The following is a 17,347-nucleotide window of genomic DNA, read 5'->3' as shown; positions in this document are numbered from 1 at the left end:
TTCAAAGCGGGCGGTTCGAAGCGCGCTTCCGCTCCTGCGGCGCCACCGACGACCGGACACCGGCCGTGAAGCACGGCGGCATGGCCCTGGGGATTTCAACGCTTCCGATGCGAAATCGGGCGCGCGGACAGAGCACGGTCAAAGGTGGGTTGGCTGGATACGGGCAGCGCAAAGCAACACACTACATGAAAAAGGCCCGCGTGTCCACACGCGGTAGCGCTCGAACCTCACAGCCCCCCAGCCCGACATCCGATGCACAAGAGGGTGCACCCTCGGACGGCTGCCGGTCAAGGGATCCGGGACTGTCTGGCGTGTCGCACCTCCCCCGCCTCCACCGAGGTCACTCGCCCGACCGGTATGCCGCGGGGCTGACGCCATACGCCTTCTTGAACGCGGTGCTCAGGCTGAACGCACTGCCGTAGCCGACCTCCCGCGACACCGAGGTCAACGTGCGGTCGGTGTCGCGCAGCAGGTCCGCCGCCAGGGACAGCCGCCATTGCGCGAGGTAGGCGATCGGCGGCATCCCGACCACCGTCTGGAACCGGCGCGCCAGCGCCGAGCGGGACACATCGGCGTCCTTCGCCAGGGCGTCCACGGTCCAGGCCCGTGCCGGATCCGACCGGATCAGCCGGACCGCCTCGGCGACCGCAGGATCCGTGACCACGCGCAGGCCCGCGACGCCGGAGGGGTTGGCGGCCGCCCAGTCACGGACCACCGAGATCAGCACGACGTCGAGGATGCGGTCGAGCACGGCCTCCTGCCCGAGCGCATCACGCGCCGCCTCGGCGACCAGGACCGGCAGCAACGGGCTGTCGGCACCGCGCACCAGCGCGATCTCCGGCAGCGCCGCCGCGAGTGCGGTGCCCAACTGCGCCTCGGCCGGGTAGCTCGCGACGAGCATCGTGTCGCGACCGGTCGGGTCGTTGCCCCATGCCCGCACGCCGGTGGCGAGCTCCTCGGAGAGGTCGCGCCCGTCGGTGCCGGAGCAGGTCTGCCCGGGCCCGATGCGGATGTCCGGTGCGGTCGTCGGCTCGTCGCTGAGCAGGTAACGCGCCGCGCCCCGTACGAGCAGGACGTCACCCTCCACCAGCTGCCTCGGCGGTTGCTCCGTATGGCGCAACCACGAGTCACCGCTGAGCACCGCCACCATCGTCAGCGGCGCGTCCTCGGTGATCTCCAGCGCCCACGGTGGCTCCATCAGCACGCGCAGCAGGAACGCGCCGCGGGCGCGCGGCCCGTCGAGCACATCGGGCGTCCCCGCCAGCTCCGCCATGACCGACGAGCGTAGCGACTGCCCATGACACCGGGTCAGCACCGCGAGGTCAGCGATGAGCACTGACCGACAACTGCTCGGCATACGGCGACGACGTTCCGGCCGGCGTGCTCGTCCGGCCGCGCGCTCCGGTGATCAGTCCGGCGACGAGCAGTCCGACGGCCGCCACCGAGAACACTGCGCGCACGGTGTTGGCCGGCGTCCAGTTGTGCAGGTAGTCACGCCACAGGTCGACCGACGCGGCCGCGTGCGGGTCGACGGCAGCGAGCCGGTTGTTCATCGGCACGTTGTAGACCATCGTCAGCAGCAGTCCGGCGAGGTATGCCGCTCCCCCGGCGGCCAGCAGCACGTCGGCCATCGCCCGATCGGCGCGCAGCAGCCGGTAGACGAGATACCCGCCGGCGAGACCGGCGCCGCAGAAGCAGAGCATGAACGGCCCCTGCTCGATGGACCGGTTGAGGTGCTGCATCCGCGCGATGCCGGCGGCGTTCGTCATACGACCGAGCGAGGGCATGATGCGCGCCGAGAAATCGATGTACACGCCTGCGGTGACCGCCGAGGTGACGGCACCGAGAACGCCTGCAACGACAGCGATTCGAGATGTCATGGGACTCTCCCTGATGAAAGGCCCGTCGGATGCGGACCGTGCATCCTCAGTTCATCGCCGTCGCCGGTCCGCGACCATCGGCCAGACGCTCGCGCGCATACGCGTCCGTCCCGCCCCGGAAGGAGCGGACATACGGCGAGCGCCGCCGGACCCGGGGAGAAAGCGGGTGCGGCAGCGCTCGTCGTCTGCGTGCGGGGGCTGTGGTCCCCAGGTGGGATCAGACGCCGGTCACCGACTTGATCCAGGAGCGGCTGGCGGTCAGGTTCGCGTAGTTGGAGCCGGCGTGGATGTCGCTGCCCGGGTCGGCGACGTCGCCCGTCGAGCAGACACCGACGACCTTGCCGCCGACGAAGAGCGGACCGCCGGAGTCGCCGTGGTTGGACGCACCGTCGGAACCCTTGACGTGGATGGCGCTGCCGCCATACGCGTCGGTGCTGGAACCGACGATGTTGACGGTGGCCTTGTTCAGGTGCGTCGGCTGCGCGCCACCCGCGGTCAGGCCGTAGCCCCAGATCGTGCCGGTGCCACCGGCCGGGGTGTAGGAGGAGGCCAGCGGCGCGTAGCTGCTGAGCGCCTTGGCGGACGACAGGTGCACCAGGGCCACGTCACCGTTGGACGAGCCGGCCACCTGGTCGGCCGCGACCGGGGTGCCCGGGCTGGTCACCGAGTTGCTGAAGTAGACGTCCATCCACTGCGTGCCGTCGATGCAGTGCTGCGCGGTCAGGATCCACTGGGAGGAGATCGCCTCACCGGTGCAGCCGTAGGTGCCGCCGCTCTGCCCGAAAACGAGCTGGACGATGTATGGCGAGGAACCGCTGGTGCCGCCGATGATGTGCGGGCTGACGGTGTCGGCCATGGCCGAGCCGGTGCCGGCTCCGACGAGAACCGCGGTGGCGGCAGTGGCCAGAGCCAAACGGTGGAGGCTGCGCATGTGTTGCTCTCTTCTGGAGTTCGAAACAAACGGGGCATGCCGCGCGAAACGTGAATTCGCTTGCGGCTCCGCAACTTTCGTCGGTTCACAGTTCGCGCACAAGAGCCTCCGGGCAACCCTTGCCAAAGCCGGAAGGGCGCTTGACCAAGTGTTTACACCCTCTTGGTCAAGCGCCCTTCCGGCGTGCGTGGTCCCGCGTCAGCTCCCTTGCAGGAGCTCGACCTCGGCGTGATCGGCGACCGCGCCCGCGAGCGCGCCGAGGTGCCACCGGGTGTCACCGAAGGTGTGCTCGATGGCGGTGATCCGGGCCGTGTGGTGCCCGACGGCATACTCGGCGGTCATCCCGATGCCGCCGTGCAGTTGGATCGCCTCCTGGCCGACGTGCCGACCCGCCTTGCCCGTGACGACCTTCGCGCGGGACGTGGCGGCTGCGTCATACGGGTCGGCGGCGAGCGCCATACCAGTGTGCAGGACCGTGCTGCGGGCCAGCTCGAGGGAGACGTACATGTCGGCCGCCCGTTGCGTCAGCGTCTGGAACGCAGCGAGCGGGACGCCGAACTGCTTTCGGGTCTTGAGGTATTCGACGGTCATCGGCAACGCCGCGTCCATCGCACCAAGCGCTTCGGCGGTGACCGCGAGGATGCCGAGGTTCACGCCGGCCTGGATGGCGCGCGCCGCGTCGTCGAGCGTGCCGAGCGGCACCGCAGGCGTGTTGTCGAGGCGCACGCGCATGCCGGAGACCGTCGCCCCCTCGACCAGGAAGAGACCAGTGCGGTCACCCACGCGCGCCGTCACGACGAACTTGTCGGCCGCTTCGGCATACGGGATGGGTTCCTTGGTGCCGGTGAGCGTCACATCGTCGCCCTCACCGGAGGCCGTGACGTCATACGCCTCGAGGGACCAGGCCCGGCCGGGCTCGGCGAACGCCGGCACGATCAACGAGCTGCCGTCGAGCAGGTCGGGCAGCAGCTTCGCGCGCTGCTCGTCGGTGCCGCCGAACGCGATCAGTCCGGCTGCGGTGAGTGCTTCGGCGTATGCCGTCACCACGCGTGCCTTGCCGAGTTCCGTTGCGGCGATTGCGACTTCGACAGTGGACGCGCCGGCCCCACCGACGTCCTCGCCGAACGGAAGGGCGAGCAGGCCCATCTCTGCAAGCGCCGTCCAGACCTTCGGGTCATGCGACGCCGGGCCGACGGGTACGTCGCCATGGGCCTCGGCCGGTGCATTCCGGCTGGCCAGCTCGCGCACCGCGTCCTGCAGCGCCCTCTGTTCGTCGTCGAACGTGAAATCCATGTCTGCTCAGCCCTTCAGTCCGAGGATGCCCGAGGCGATGATGCTGCGCTGCACCTCGTTGGACCCGCCATAGATCGATGCCTTGCGGAAGTTGAGATAGGTCGGCGTAGCGAGCGCCGTCCACGCCTCGAGGTCGGTGTCCTCCGGTTGCGCCCACTGCAGGGACGCCGGCCCGGCGATGTCGGCGGTGAACTCGAGTACATCCTGCTGCAGTTGGGAGCCGCGCAGTTTCAGGATCGAGGACGCCGGCTCCGGCTTGTCACCGTGCGAGTTCGCGGCGACGCGCAGCACGGTGAGCTCGAGAGCGGCCACATCGGTCTCGAGCTCGGCGAAGCGGGCTGCGATCAGCGGGTCCTGCAGCAGCGTGCCATCGCCGGAGGTGATGGCGGCCGCGCGTTCCTTCGCGGCGGCGAGGGTGCGCTTGATGCTGGCCACCGGCGCGACGCCGACTCGTTCGTTGCCGAGCAGGAACTTCGCGATCGTCCAGCCCTTGCCGCGCTCACCGACCAACTGGTCGGCCGGCACCCGCACGTCCTCGAAGAAGACCTCGTTGACCTCATGTCCGCCGTCGATCAGCTGGATCGGCCGGACGGTGATGCCCGGCGTCTTCATGTCGATGAGCAGGAAGGAGATGCCCATCTGCTTCTTGGGCGCGTCGGGCTCGGTCCGCACCAGGGCGAAGATCCAGTCGGCGTGCTGGCCGAGCGTGGTCCAGGTCTTCTGTCCGTTGACGACCCACTCGTCGCCGTCCAGCACCGCCTGGGTGCGCAGACTCGCGAGGTCGGATCCGGCGTTCGGCTCGGAGAACCCCTGACACCACCAGATGTCGAGATTGGCGGTCGCGGGCAAGAAGCGTTCCTTCTGCCCCTGGGAGCCGAAGGTCGCGATGACCGGGCCGACCATGTTGGCGTTGAACGCCAACGGCGGCGGGACGCTCGCCGCCTGCATCTCCTGCAGGTAGAGGTGGCGCTGCAACTGGGTCCAGTCCTGGCCACCCCACTCGACCGGCCAGTGCGGAACGGCCAGCCCTCCCTCGTTCAGCAGCCGCTGCGCCTGGCGCATGTCGTCTGCGCTCGGCTCGCCTCCGGCAGCCCAGCGCTGCCGAAGATCCGCCGGGATCTTCGTCGTGAAGAAGTCACGCATCCGCTGCTGGAAGGCAGCGTCCTCGTCGGACAGTTTGAGGTGCATGGCGAAGCGACCCTTCCTGATCGGCAGTGTGCTACCTCACAGTAACCCAGTCGCTAAGCGCTTGCTTAGCGATCTCTTGACCGAGCCTGACCGGGCCGTACCCAACCGGGCCTGGCCGGACCCATCCCGACCCTGGGGAGACCTCGGCACGCCCCCGCACCTCTGCACAGCAGTAACATCGCCACGAAATGCCTTGGCCGCCAACCGTATTCGGAGACTTCGTGAGCACCTACGCATCAGACCCGATTCCCGCCGACCCGGCCGAACTGGGACTGCAACCGCACCCGGAAGGCGGGTGGTTCCGCGAGACGTGGCGGCATCCGCAGACCGTCGAAACGGCATACGGCACAAGGGCATTGGCCACCTCGGTGTTGTTCCTGCTGCAGCCGGGCCAGGCCTCGGCGTGGCATCGGGTGCGGTCGCCGGAGCTGTGGATCTGGCAGGGCGGTGGACCCGTCACGCTGACGCTGGGCGGCACCGGGGACTCCCCGGCCGAGACCGGCAGTGTCACCCTCGGCCCCGGCGGCCAGCATCTCGTGGAACCGGACGAGTGGCAGGCAGCCGTACCGGCCGATCCGGAGCGCGCGACGCTGGTCGCGTGCATCGTCTCCCCCGGATTCGACTTCGCCGACTTCAGCCTGGAGTAGCCGTCGACGCCTCGGGCGTGCGCGCCGACACCCGCACCGGGCACAGCAGCAGGCCCGCGAGGATGACGCTTCCGTAGAGCATCGGATAGATGTAGCGACCCAGCGCGATCGGGCCGGCGACCAGGAACAACAGGTTCACCCAGATCGGGACGGCTGCGACGACGAGGAACCAGCGCCGCCGACCTACCGCATAGCCGAGAGCCATAAGCGGGATCCACGAGCAGTACAACGCCTTGGACGTGAGCAGCCCCACGCCGGGAAGCTCGTTCATGGTCCCGCCCGTGCCGGCGAACCGATCGATGCCGGCCCGCACACCCGTGAGCTTCGCGCTCGAGTGGATCTCGTCCGCCACGGAGGTGATCCTCGCGCGCGAGGTCCCGGGCTCGGCGCGGGACTGCCAGAAGTCGAGATACTTCCGGGTGTTGATCGAGCCTCCGGACGGCAGCGGCGGACCGGGATAGAAGTAGTCGTAGGTGTTGTTGTAGGTCGCAGCGAGATAGGTGGCGGGGTAACGCATCCCTTCCGCGAACCAGGTCCTCCCGTAGGAGCGCACGGTCGCGCCCGGCAGCGGCTCCGGGATGCGGCCCTTGACGGGGTCCGACCGACGCGGGTCGTATGCCGCGGCCAAACCCCGGTAGCGCAACATCCGGTCGATCGACGCCCGCTCGGCTGGCGGTAACGCTGATCCGTGCTCCACGACGGTGCGCGCGGTCTGCTGGACGGGGATGGTGAACATGTCCTGTGAGGTGGCGTGGCCGATCCCCCACGCCGGCAACAGCACCATCGACCAGAGCACGTTGGTGAGGAACAACGTCGCCAACCCGGCACCGATCAATCGGACTCGCGCTCCACGCGCAGCCAGGACCAGCAGCACCACCAGCGCGAGCACGACCAGGTAGATGTTGGTGCGCTTCGCCAGGATGAGAACGACGCTGTCGGCCACGAACCCGGCGAGCAACCAGCCGCGACGCAGCAGCAGGACACGAGTGCGCACCAACTCGATGAACACCAGCAGGAAGAGAATGAAGAAGATGACCGCGAACGAGTCCTTGCTCATCGACGTGGCGGCGCTCGGGAAGATCGGGACGAGCGCGACAACGCCGGTCAGGACGATGCGGGCCCTCCGAGACAGGCCGCACCGGCCCAGGTAGACGAGGCCCGCGCTCATCGCAGCCGCCGTGACCAGCAACTGCACCGCGTTGTAGAGGAACAGGCCGAGGTTGTAGCTCCCGAGCCCATGCCCGAGGCTCCAGAATCCGCCGAACACCACGGTGTCGAACCATGGATGGTGGTCGGTGCGCGCCGTGACCCCGAGCCACTCGAACAGTTGGGTGACCGTGTCGGAGTCGACCTGCCCCGGGTAGTGGAGCGCGAACCAACCACCCCAGGCGAGCACGATCACGGCATACGTCTTCCAGAACCAGGCGCGCAACGCGCGACGCATCGGTATGACGCCGCCCGCCGATGCGTTCACGGCGGCGGCGCGCGCCGTGTCGATCGCCCGGTAGCCGAACCGCAGCACCACGAAGATGCCGACCGCGATCAGCAGCCCCGCGAGCACCGAGCCGATCGCGGCACCCGCGTCCGCGGTGAACCAGCGGCCGCTGTTCGTGGCGTCGAAGGACGCACCGGTGACGAGGAACGTTGCGAGCAGCAGCGCGACCGCGGCGGGCGGCGCCTCCCGACGCAACACGCCGGCGATCGTGGCCCGGCGTTCCCCCGAGCCCTCGTCCCGCCCGAAGAGCCATCGGTAGCCGAGGTAGTTCGAGACCATGCCGACCCCCATCGCCGCGACCTTCGCCGTCGGCGCGAGTACACCGTGGCGCAGATCAGGTGCCGCTGCGTGACCGACCCGCAGCACCGTCCAGATGATCACCGACTGCACCAGCAGACCGGAGAAGAGCGTCACCGCGACGAATTGCACGAAGGTCCGTGTCGCCGCCGCGTCCGACCGGAAAACCAGGATCCGGTTGGCCAGGTAGCTGAAACACACCGTGATGCAGGTCGAGCACACATTGGCCAGCAGCGCGGGCATCCCGACCGGGACCGCGAAGATCGTGAAGAGGGTCAGGTCCAGCAGGGTGGTGCAGGCCCCGACTCCGGCATACCGCAGGAACTGGGCACGTTCGCGGGTCAGCAGTCCGGGTCGTGGCAGGTCGGCGTCGAGCGGGCCGCTCACGCTCGATCCGCCATCGCGTCGAGCGGTCGTGCGGCGGGCACCGGCTCACCATCCGGTATGGCGGGCGCAGCGACGCAGACCGGCGGACTCAGCCGCAGATACGCCAGCCGGGCCGACTCCTTACGGGCGTAGAGCAATCCGTTCAGGATGAGGCCGACCACCAGACTCAGCGTGGCGAGGATCATCAGCGAGGCCGCGAGGAAGGCCGTCGGGAAGCGCGGGACCAGACCGGTGTGCGCGAAGTGCACGATGACCGGGACGCCCAGCACCACACCGATCGCCGCGAGGAATGCAGCCAGCCAGCCGTAGAGCAGCAGCGGTCGCTCGTGCTGCACGAGGCGCCCGATCAGCTTCAGGATCCGCAACCCGTCGTGGTAGGTGCGCAACTTGCTCTCGCTACCGGCGGGCCGGTCCTTGAATCCGACCGGCAACTCGGCCTGCGGCACGCGCAGATTCATCGAGTGGACCGTCAACTCCGTCTCGATCTCGAACTCCCGCGACAGCGCGGGGAACGACTTGACGAACCGGCGGGAGAAGACCCGGTAGCCGGAGAGCATGTCGGTGATCGGCTCACCGAACAGCCGGGTGACGAGACGGTTGAACATCCTGTTGCCGAGCTCGTGACCGGGCCGGTAGGCGCTCGATTCGGCGGAGTCGACGCGAGTTCCGAGCACGTGGTCGAGCGGCCCGGAGCGCAGCAACTCGATCATCTCCGGGGCGGCCGAGGCGTCATACGTGTCGTCGCCGTCGATCAGCAGATAGATGTCGGCGTCCAGATCGGAGAACGCTCGGCGTACGACGTTGCCCTTGCCCCGGCGACGTTCGGTGCGGACGATCGCCCCCGCCGCGCGAGCGACCTCCGCGGTGCGGTCCGAGGAGTTGTTGTCGTAGACGTAGACGTCGATGCCGGGAACAGCTCGACGCAGGTCGGTGACAACCGTCCCCACGGCCGCCTCTTCGTTGAAACACGGAACGATTGCGACGATCGATGGTTCTGCATCGACCGGACCATCCCCCTGGTTGTGGTCCTGCATCGCTGCATGCTCACACCTCTGCGCGACACGAACGGTGATCCTCGGGCAAACGTCGCGGGACCACTCGGCGAACGTCCGGCTACGCCTGAAGTGCCTGCGCCACGAGCGACTGCCCGAACCACTTCGGTATGGCGCCCCGCACATCAGCGACACCGTCGATGCGCACCTGCCGAGCGGACGGCACCACGCCCGGCGTGGTCGTCACCGGCACCCGGGTGTGACGGACGCTGAACGCGAAAGAGCCCCGATCCGCAATGGATCGGGGCTCCTTCAGGAGTTCAGTGAAGCGTCAGCTCACTTGACCTCGACGGACGCACCGGCGCCCTCGAGCTGCTCCTTGGCCTTGTCGGCGGCAGCCTTGTCGACGTTCTCCAGGACGGGCTTCGGAGCGCCGTCCACGAGGTCCTTGGCTTCCTTCAGGCCGAGGGAGGTCAGCGCGCGGACCTCCTTGATGACCTGGATCTTCTTGTCGCCGGCAGCGGTGAGGATGACGTCGAACTCGGTCTTCTCGTCGGCGGCGTCGCCACCAGCAGCAGCGGCGCCACCAGCGGCGGCAACTGCGACCGGAGCGGCAGCGGTGACGTTGAAGGTGTCCTCGAACTCCTTGACGAACTCGCTGAGCTCGATCAGGGTCATCTCCTTGAACTGGTCAAGGAGCTCTGCGGTGCTGAGCTTTGCCATGGTTGGCAACCTTTCGTTGTTTCTACGACCTGGGTCGTATGCCGTGAGTGGCGTTGTCTTCTAAAAAGATTCGAGCGTGATGCGCCGTACGGCGATCAGCTCTCGTCGCCACCCTCGGCGACGTCGGTGGCAGCCTCGGCCGGAGCCTCGGCAGTCTCTTCGGCGGCCGGGGTCTCGGCGGGAGCGTCGGTGGCAACCGGGCCCTCGGTCTCGACCTTGGCCCGCAGCGCGTCGACGACCCGAGCGGTCTGCGACAGCGGCGCGGCGAAGAGGTAGACCGCCTGGCTGAGCGACGCGTTCATGGCGCCGGCCAGCTTGGCGAGCAGGGTCTCGCGAGACTCGAGGCTCGCGAGCTTGGTGATCTCTTCCGATGACAGGGCCTTGCCGTCCAGCACGCCGCCCTTGATCACCAGCAGAGGGTTCGCCTTGGCGAAGTCACTCAGACCCTTGGCAACCTGCACCGGGTCGCCGGTGACGAAGGCGATCGCCGACGGACCCTGCAGGTCGTCGTCGAATGCCGTCACACCGGCCGCCTCGGCGGCGCGCTTGGTCAGCGTGTTCTTCACCACGGTGTAGGTCGCGTGCTCACGGATGGAGTTGCGCAGCTCGGTGAGCTGAGCCACGGACAAGCCGCGGTACTCCGTCAGCACGGCCGCACCCGAGTCACGGAACTTGTCCGTGAGCTCGGCGATGGCTGCCGACTTGTCGGACTTGGCCATGCGGACCTCCTTGGTTGGTGGATGTTCATCCCGATGGTCCACCGCGGAGAGTCCGACATACGAAAATGAGCCCCGGCGCAGATGCCCGGGGCTCACAGAAGATCAGTCGTCATACGAAGATGTATGTCGCGATCGTGCTGCCTGGTTCACCTGCGCTGGTCGCCCGCTCGTGTGCGGAACCTTCGGCCATGTGCAGGGCACATGGACAACCGGCGGTCTTCGGTGGTTCAAGAGTACGGTTCCAGGCGACCGGCGAGCAAATCGGCGGATCACCCAGCGACAACTCGTCGCATGCAACGCTCAGCCGGGCAGCGCACGCCAGTGCGTGACGACCTGGCCGTCGTCGCCGACGAAGTGCACCGCGAACATCGGTGGCAGGTCGCTGCTGAACTCCGGCAGCGGCTCGGCGTCCAGCGTCACCGTGGACACGAGGCCGCCCGGCAACAGCAGCGGCCGATCGGCGAACGTCATCGCGCAAGCGCTGTGCGCGTGGCCGGCGAACGTCGCGACCACGTTGTCATGCCGTCGCAGCACCGCTTCCAATCGATCTGCGTCGCGCAGTCCTATCGGATCCATCACGTCGATGTGCACGTCCACGGGCGGGTGGTGCAGACAGACGAATGTCGGCTCACCGGAGGCAAGTTCGCGATCAAGCCATTCCAGCGAGACGCTCCCCAACATCCCGTGATCGATCCGCTCTCCGGGCGGCGCCGTGACCAGTGAGTCGAGCATGCAGAACTTCACTCCGCCGATCCGGTGCGCCTCGTTGATCGGGTCATCGGGCCGCCCGGCCGGCAGATCGCGCAGCACCGTCGCGTATGCCGCCCGGACGTCGTGGTTTCCCGGGCAGAGCAGCAGCGGCGAGCGAGCCGTGCGCGCCCCGATCAGTGCTCGAAGCTCTCGATACTCGGCCACCGTCCCGTGATCGGCGAGGTCACCGGTCAGCAGGACGACCTCCGGTTGCGGATCGAGCGCGTCGACATACGCGAGGACCGCGCGGGTCCGATCAGCCGCGGCCGGGTGTGCGCCGACGTGGCTGTCGCTGAGGTGGGCGATCGTGAGCACCCATCGATCGTGCCACGACGCCCGGCGCAGACGGTCGGACGTCATACGCCCAGTAAACGTGAACCCGCACTAGTCTCAGGAGAGTTCACGCGCGCCGCGCACGCGTGAGCTGCCGCGGCGCGCAGCCCGAAGTGAGTGTGATTCATAACACTCACTTAGTATGTCGATAACTCCCCTGGTTCTTTGAAAGGTCGACATGTCCCGTCGTCGCGCATCACTCATCGCCGTCACCGCAGTTGCCGGAAGCCTGGTCCTGGCCTCCTGCAACGCCAATTCCCACGGCAACTCCTCGTCGGCCTCGTCCGGCGGCAGCAACGGCGTGCGGGCCGCTGCCAAGAAGGGCGGCACGCTCTACCAGTACTCCGCCAACAAGGAGATCCACTTCGACCCGGCGACCAGCCAGAACCTCGGCACGAGCGCCATCCACCTCATCGTGCGCAGCCTCACGGCGTGGCAGACGTCCCCGACGGGTGACACCCAGCTGGTGCCGGACCTGGCGACCAACACCGGCACCGCGTCCGACGGCGGCAAGACGTGGACGTTCAAGCTGAAGCCCGGTCAGGAGTATGCCGACGGCAGCACCATCACCGCGCAGGACATCAAGTTCGGCATCGAGCGCAGCTTCGACCCGCAGCTGCAGGGCGGCCTGAGCTACCACAAAGCGCTGCTCGTCGGCGGTGAGAAATACCAGGGCCCCGCCAAGGGCAAGCAGCTCGCGTCGATCGAGACGCCGGACAAGTCGACCATCGTCTTCCACCTGGTCCGCCCGTTCGCCGACTGGGGCTGGATCGCGTCGATGCCGGCGTTCGCCCCGGTTCCGGTCAAGGCCGGCATGGGCATCCCGAAGTACGACCACACGCCGCCGTCGTCCGGCCCCTACGAGGTCGCGTCATACACGGTCGGCTCGAAGGTGACCCTGAAGCGCAACCCCAACTGGAAGAAGAAGAACGACCCGGTCCGCCCGGCCGCACCGGACACTGTCGTGTACGAGATGGGGCTGGACCCCGACACGCTGGCGCAGCGGATGGTCGACGACCAGGGCAACGACAAGAACGGCGCCGGCGTCCCGGTCACCGCGGCGATCGTGCCGAAGATCAACTCCGACGCCACGGTGAAGGCCCGCACCACGGTCTCCCCATCGGGCGCCGCCAAGTACCTCGCGCTCAACACCAGCCGCCCGGGCCTCAAGAGCCTGAACGTCCGCAAGGCGCTCGAGTACGCCATCGACAAGAAGTCGCTGCAGACCATCGCCGGCGGCCCGACGTATGCCGGGAAGATCGCGACGACGCTGATCCCGCCGGGCGTGCAGGGCTACCAGAAGTACGACCTCTACCCGGCACCGGCGACCGGCGACATCGCCAAGGCCAAGAAGGAGCTCGGCAACACCAAGGTGCCGACGCTGACCCTCGTCTACGACACGACGGCTCCGAACGAGGACAAGCAGGCCGCGTCGATCAAGGCCGACCTCAAGAAGATCGGCATCAACGTCAAGCTCATCGGGCAGGACAGTGACGCCTGGTCGGCGACCACCACGCAGAGCAACAATTTCGACCTGACGATCTCGGGCTGGCAGGCCGACTACCCCGGCGCCTACGCGCAGCTGCAGCCGATCTTCGCCTCCGACCAGGTCGGCGGCGGCAACTACAACCAGTCGAAGTTCAAGGACCCTGCGGTCGACTCGGCGATCAACAATGCGACGACGCTGACCAACAAGGGCCAGGCCGACGCGGCGTGGGCGAAGATCGACAAGCAGATCATGCAGCAGGCTCCGGCGGTGCCGCTGTACTACTCGCACCAGGCCTACCTGAACGGCAGCAACGTCACCGGGACGTACATCCCGACCTTCCCGACCTACCCCAACTACCTGGTCCAGGGCTTGAAGAAGTGACGACTGCGGTCGCGCGCAGCCGCTCCCCGATCGCCCTGGCCCTCCGGCGGACCACAGGTTCCACCGCCGGACGGGTCGGGGCGATCACCCTGCTGGTGGTGATTCTCGCCGGGTTCTGTGCACCACTCCTGACGGCGTTGGAGGGGCAGAACCCGAGCTCGTTCGACGGTGATCTGGTCGACGGCAACAACGGCGGCAACCCCTACGGCAGCTTCGGCGGGGTGAGCGGCAGCCACTGGTTCGGCGTCGAGCCGGGCACCGGTCGGGACCTGTTCGCACTCGTCGTCTACGGGTTGCGCACGACGATCCTCATCGCGCTTGCCGCGACGATCGTCTCGGTCATCATCGGCGCCGCCGTCGGTATGGCGATGGGCTATCTCGGTGGCTGGTTCGAAGCCGTGCTGGGCCGGTTCGTCGACTTCATGTTCGGCTTCCCGACACTGCTCTTCCTGATCGCTCTGCAACTGATCGTGCCGGCCGACATACCCAAGCCCGTCGTGCTGGCAGCAGTGCTGGCCGCGTTCGGCTGGGTCGGCACCGCGCGGTTGATCCACACGCAGACCAAACAGCTGGCTGCTCGCGAATTCATCGACGCCGCAAAGGCTTCCGGGACTCCGTTGCGCCGCGTCTTCATGGGTGAGCTGCTCCCGAACCTCATCGGCACGCTCGCCGTGGTCGTCGCGCTGAGCTTTCCTGCGACGGTCGCGATCTCCGCGGGACTGAGCTTCCTGGGGGTCGGGATCGGAGCCGACACCCCGGACCTCGGTGTCCTCATCGGCTCGTCGATCACCTGGACCTACACCGGCGCCGACGCCGGTTACCTGATCTTCCCGTCGATCGTGTTGCTGCTCATCGTGCTGGGCGCCACGCTCCTCGGTGACGCGCTGCGGGACTCGTTCGACGTCCGCACCGAGGAGAACGCCCGATGACCTCCTACATCGCCCGCCGCCTGCTGGTGTCCGTGCTGGTGCTGCTCGCGATCTCGTTCTGCGTCTTCATCCTCTTCTACAGCGGACCGTCGGACCCGGCACGCGTCATGTGCGGAAAGCCTTGCCAGCCGGAGCGACTCACCCAGGTCAAGCACTTCATGGGGACCGACAAGAACGCCTTCGTGCAGTGGCTGGACTTCCTCAAGGGCCTGTTCGTCGGCCGGACCTACGGCACCGGCGCGGAGGCCGCGCATTGCTCCGCACCGTGTTTCGGCTTCTCCTTCGACCAGCGCCAGTCGGTCACCAGCCTGATCTGGTCCCGCCTGCCGGTGACCGCGTCGATCGCGCTCGGCGGTGCGGCGGTCTCGCTGCTCGTCGGTATGACGCTCGGTCCGCTCGCCGCCATCTTCCGCGGCCGCTGGCCGGACGCGCTGGTCCGGGGCGGGTCGCTGTTCCTGGTCGCCACCCCGGCATATCTGTTGGGACTGTTGGCGATCCTGCTCTTCGGCTTCCAGCTGAACATGGTTCCGGTGTCCGGCTACGTGCCGCTCACCGAGAGCCCGGTGGACTGGGCCTGGCACCTGGTTCTGCCGTGGTGCGTCATCGGGCTGATCAACGCGGCGGGCTACGCCCGCTTCGCGCGCAACCAGATGCTCGACGAACTCGGCTCCGACCACCTGCTCGCCCAGCGGGCGACCGGTGCCCCGAAACGGACCGTACGTCGCACGGCGCGACGGGGCGTCTGGGTGCCGATCACGACGCTCTTCGGCCTCGACCTGGCCATGCTGCTCAGCGGCTCCATCTTCACCGAGCGGGTCTTCAGCATGCACGGCATCGGCGACCTGCTGATCGGCGGCGTCTCGTCGCACGACCTCGGGATCGTCGTGGGCACAGCGCTTTTCGGGGCCGCCCTGATCATCATCGGCAACCTGATCGTCGACATCGTCCAGGGCTCGATCGATCCGAGGGTGCGCCGTGGCTGATCTGGAGAAGAACGACAAAGGCAGCGGGTCTCGATACGCGGCTCGTACCTCGCCGCTACTCGACCAGCATGGCGTGCTGAGCCTGCGTGACCTGAAGGTCACCTTCCGCGGCACCTCGGGGCCCGTCCCCGCGGTCAATGGCATCACGCTGGATGCACGTGCCGGCGAGGTGCTCGCCATCGTCGGTGAGTCCGGTTCCGGGAAGTCGGCCACCGCGCTCGCGTCCATCGGCCTGCTGCCCGACTCGGCCACGGTCGAGGGGAGCGTCCTGGTCAACGGGACCGACCTCAACGCCATACCGGAGAAACAACGGGTTCCGTTGCGAGGCAACAGCATTGCGATGGTCTTCCAGGACGCGCTGGCCGCACTGAACCCCTATCGCACGATCGGCCGGCAAATCATCGACGCCTACCGGCTGCACCACGACGTCGACAAGCGGACCGCCCGCGCACGCGCCGTCGAAGTGCTCGACCGGGTGGGCATCCGCGAGCCGGATCGCCGCGTCGACGACTACCCGCACGAGTTCAGCGGCGGCATGCGCCAGCGGGCCATGATCGCGATGGCGATCGTCAACGACCCGACCATCCTCATCGCCGACGAGCCCACGACCGCGCTCGACGTGACCGTGCAACGCCAGGTGCTCGACCTGCTGACCGGCCTCACCGACGACCTCGGTATGGCGCTGATCCTGATCACGCACGACCTGGGTGTCGTCGCGGAGACAGCTGATCAGATCGCGGTGATGTATGCCGGTCGGATCGTCGAAACCGGCAGCGTGCTGGACGTTTTCGACCATCCGTCGCATCCGTACACCCGGGCGCTGCTGCGGGCCACCCCGAACCTGGACTCCCCCGGCAGGCTGGCCGCCATACCGGGCGTTCCGGCGTCGGGGACGAACGTGCCGTCCGGGTGCCCGTTCCATCCTCGATGCGAGTTCGCCGAGCAGATGGGCGACGTATGCCGCACGACCCGTCCGGTTCTCGAGCCACGCGTCGGGTCCCCGGCGCATCGGGCGGCCTGCCACTACACCGCGGACCGGGAGCTGCCCGATGCCTGAACCACTGTTGCGCCTGCAGCACATCACCAAGACGTTCAGCGGACGCTCGACGCCGTTCGGGTCCTCGAACGTCACCCACGCCGTGCAGGACGTGTCACTCGACGTCGCACCCGGTGAAACCGTCGCTCTCGTCGGCGAATCCGGCTCGGGCAAGACAACGCTGTCCCGGATCGCGCTGCGGCTGACCGACGTCACGTCCGGCAACGTCGTCTTCGACGGTGCGGACGTGACCCGGGTCCGCGGCCGTGGCCTGCGCACCCTGCGGCGTGAGCTGAGCGTGGTGTTCCAGGACCCCTACACCTCGCTCAACCCGCGCCAGACGGTCGGCCGGATCATCAGCGGGCCGTTGCGCAACCACGGACTGCCGCGGGACGAGAAGGTGCTGACCGATCTGATCACCTCGGTCGGGCTGGATGCTGAACATCTGAACCGGTATCCGCACCAGTTCTCCGGCGGCCAGCGCCAACGCATCGGCATCGCCCGCGCGCTGGCGACACAGCCGCGGATGATCATCGCCGACGAGCCGGTCTCCGCCCTCGACGTGTCGATCCGGGCGCAGATCCTCAACCTGCTCGGCGATCTGCGCGACGAGCGCGGCCTTGCTCTCCTCGTCGTCTCGCACGACCTGACCGTCGTACGCGGCATCGCCGACCGGGTCGCGGTCATGCAGCACGGCCGGCTGGTCGAGTCGGGGCCGGTGGAGCAGGTCTACGAGGATCCCCAGGACGACTACACGCGTTCACTGCTCGCGGCCGTGCCGATCCCCGACCCGCACCGCAGAACCCGTCCGCTGCCGACCTCCCCCTGACGCCACACCCCCATTGCCGAATGACGGCTTCTTCGGCGAGTGACGGTCGGATCCGACCGTCACTC

17 protein-coding genes are annotated in these 17,347 nt (G+C 67.9%); 6 read left to right on the top strand and 11 right to left on the bottom strand.

Annotation, left to right across the window (positions count from 1 at the left end):
• Positions 1–340 precede the first annotated feature (340 nt).
• The 5 genes from ACZ50J_RS03835 to ACZ50J_RS03815 form a co-directional block, all read right to left on the bottom strand.
• Positions 341–1,273 (bottom strand): AraC family transcriptional regulator, encoded by a 933-nt coding sequence (locus ACZ50J_RS03835; protein ID WP_464299958.1) that lies wholly within the window; start codon positions 1,271–1,273, stop codon positions 341–343.
• A gap of 49 nt (positions 1,274–1,322) precedes the next feature.
• Positions 1,323–1,880 carry an anthrone oxygenase family protein gene (locus ACZ50J_RS03830; RefSeq protein WP_464299957.1) on the bottom strand — a complete coding sequence of 186 codons (558 nt, stop codon included), beginning with the start codon at positions 1,878–1,880 and terminating at the stop codon, positions 1,323–1,325.
• A gap of 217 nt (positions 1,881–2,097) precedes the next feature.
• A complete protein-coding gene (locus ACZ50J_RS03825; protein ID WP_464299956.1) occupies positions 2,098–2,811 on the bottom strand; it encodes a S1 family peptidase in 714 nt (237 codons plus the stop codon).
• A gap of 198 nt (positions 2,812–3,009) precedes the next feature.
• The gene (locus ACZ50J_RS03820; RefSeq protein ID WP_464299955.1) at positions 3,010–4,104 is read right to left on the bottom strand and encodes an acyl-CoA dehydrogenase family protein; all 1,095 of its coding nucleotides are present in this window, start codon (positions 4,102–4,104) and stop codon (positions 3,010–3,012) included.
• Between the two features lie 6 nt (positions 4,105–4,110).
• A complete protein-coding gene (locus ACZ50J_RS03815) occupies positions 4,111–5,292 on the bottom strand; it encodes an acyl-CoA dehydrogenase family protein (protein ID WP_464299954.1) in 1,182 nt (393 codons plus the stop codon).
• 221 nt (positions 5,293–5,513) lie between these two features.
• On the opposite strand from ACZ50J_RS03815, the gene ACZ50J_RS03810 reads away from it, so the two are divergent.
• Entirely contained in the window at positions 5,514–5,939 is a 426-nt protein-coding gene (locus ACZ50J_RS03810; RefSeq protein WP_464299953.1) for a cupin domain-containing protein, read from the top strand.
• Here the strand turns inward: ACZ50J_RS03810 and ACZ50J_RS03805 are convergent.
• From ACZ50J_RS03805 to ACZ50J_RS03780, 6 genes are all read right to left on the bottom strand, one after another.
• A complete protein-coding gene (locus tag ACZ50J_RS03805; RefSeq protein WP_464299952.1) occupies positions 5,926–8,118 on the bottom strand; it encodes a DUF6020 family protein in 2,193 nt (730 codons plus the stop codon). The genes ACZ50J_RS03810 and ACZ50J_RS03805 overlap by 14 nt on opposite strands.
• Positions 8,115–9,152, bottom strand: coding sequence for a glycosyltransferase (locus ACZ50J_RS03800; RefSeq protein ID WP_464299951.1), 1,038 nt, complete (start codon positions 9,150–9,152; stop codon positions 8,115–8,117). The genes ACZ50J_RS03805 and ACZ50J_RS03800 overlap by 4 nt, the downstream gene beginning before the upstream one ends.
• A gap of 79 nt (positions 9,153–9,231) precedes the next feature.
• Positions 9,232–9,357, bottom strand: coding sequence for a hypothetical protein (locus ACZ50J_RS03795; RefSeq protein ID WP_464299950.1), 126 nt, complete (start codon positions 9,355–9,357; stop codon positions 9,232–9,234).
• 89 nt (positions 9,358–9,446) lie between these two features.
• A complete protein-coding gene (rplL, locus tag ACZ50J_RS03790) occupies positions 9,447–9,833 on the bottom strand; it encodes a 50S ribosomal protein L7/L12 (RefSeq protein ID WP_464299949.1) in 387 nt (128 codons plus the stop codon).
• Between the two features lie 95 nt (positions 9,834–9,928).
• The gene (rplJ, locus tag ACZ50J_RS03785; RefSeq protein WP_464299948.1) at positions 9,929–10,552 is read right to left on the bottom strand and encodes a 50S ribosomal protein L10; all 624 of its coding nucleotides are present in this window, start codon (positions 10,550–10,552) and stop codon (positions 9,929–9,931) included.
• Positions 10,553–10,852: 300 nt separating this feature from the next.
• Positions 10,853–11,662 carry a metallophosphoesterase gene (locus ACZ50J_RS03780; protein WP_464299947.1) on the bottom strand — a complete coding sequence of 270 codons (810 nt, stop codon included), beginning with the start codon at positions 11,660–11,662 and terminating at the stop codon, positions 10,853–10,855.
• A 151-nt stretch (positions 11,663–11,813) separates the two neighbouring features.
• On the opposite strand from ACZ50J_RS03780, the gene ACZ50J_RS03775 reads away from it, so the two are divergent.
• Genes ACZ50J_RS03775 through ACZ50J_RS03755 form a run of 5 tightly spaced genes read left to right on the top strand, consistent with a single transcriptional unit; the run spans position 11,814 to position 17,282 of the window.
• A complete protein-coding gene (locus ACZ50J_RS03775; RefSeq protein ID WP_464299946.1) occupies positions 11,814–13,505 on the top strand; it encodes an ABC transporter substrate-binding protein in 1,692 nt (563 codons plus the stop codon).
• On the top strand, positions 13,502–14,434 hold the full coding sequence (locus tag ACZ50J_RS03770; RefSeq protein WP_464299945.1) for an ABC transporter permease: 933 nt from the start codon (positions 13,502–13,504) through the stop codon (positions 14,432–14,434). The genes ACZ50J_RS03775 and ACZ50J_RS03770 overlap by 4 nt, the downstream gene beginning before the upstream one ends.
• Positions 14,431–15,417, top strand: coding sequence for an ABC transporter permease (locus ACZ50J_RS03765; RefSeq protein ID WP_464299944.1), 987 nt, complete (start codon positions 14,431–14,433; stop codon positions 15,415–15,417). Before ACZ50J_RS03770 ends, ACZ50J_RS03765 begins: the two co-directional genes overlap by 4 nt.
• The gene (locus tag ACZ50J_RS03760; RefSeq protein ID WP_464299943.1) at positions 15,410–16,474 is read left to right on the top strand and encodes an ABC transporter ATP-binding protein; all 1,065 of its coding nucleotides are present in this window, start codon (positions 15,410–15,412) and stop codon (positions 16,472–16,474) included. The genes ACZ50J_RS03765 and ACZ50J_RS03760 overlap by 8 nt, the downstream gene beginning before the upstream one ends.
• Positions 16,467–17,282, top strand: coding sequence for an ATP-binding cassette domain-containing protein (locus ACZ50J_RS03755; protein ID WP_464299942.1), 816 nt, complete (start codon positions 16,467–16,469; stop codon positions 17,280–17,282). The genes ACZ50J_RS03760 and ACZ50J_RS03755 overlap by 8 nt, the downstream gene beginning before the upstream one ends.
• The last annotated feature ends 65 nt before the right edge of the window (positions 17,283–17,347 follow it).

The sequence above is a fragment of the Flexivirga sp. G2 genome (genome assembly GCF_055397625.1).
Note: the sequence above shows the minus strand (reverse complement) of the source record. Positions and strands in the feature narration are given on the sequence as shown.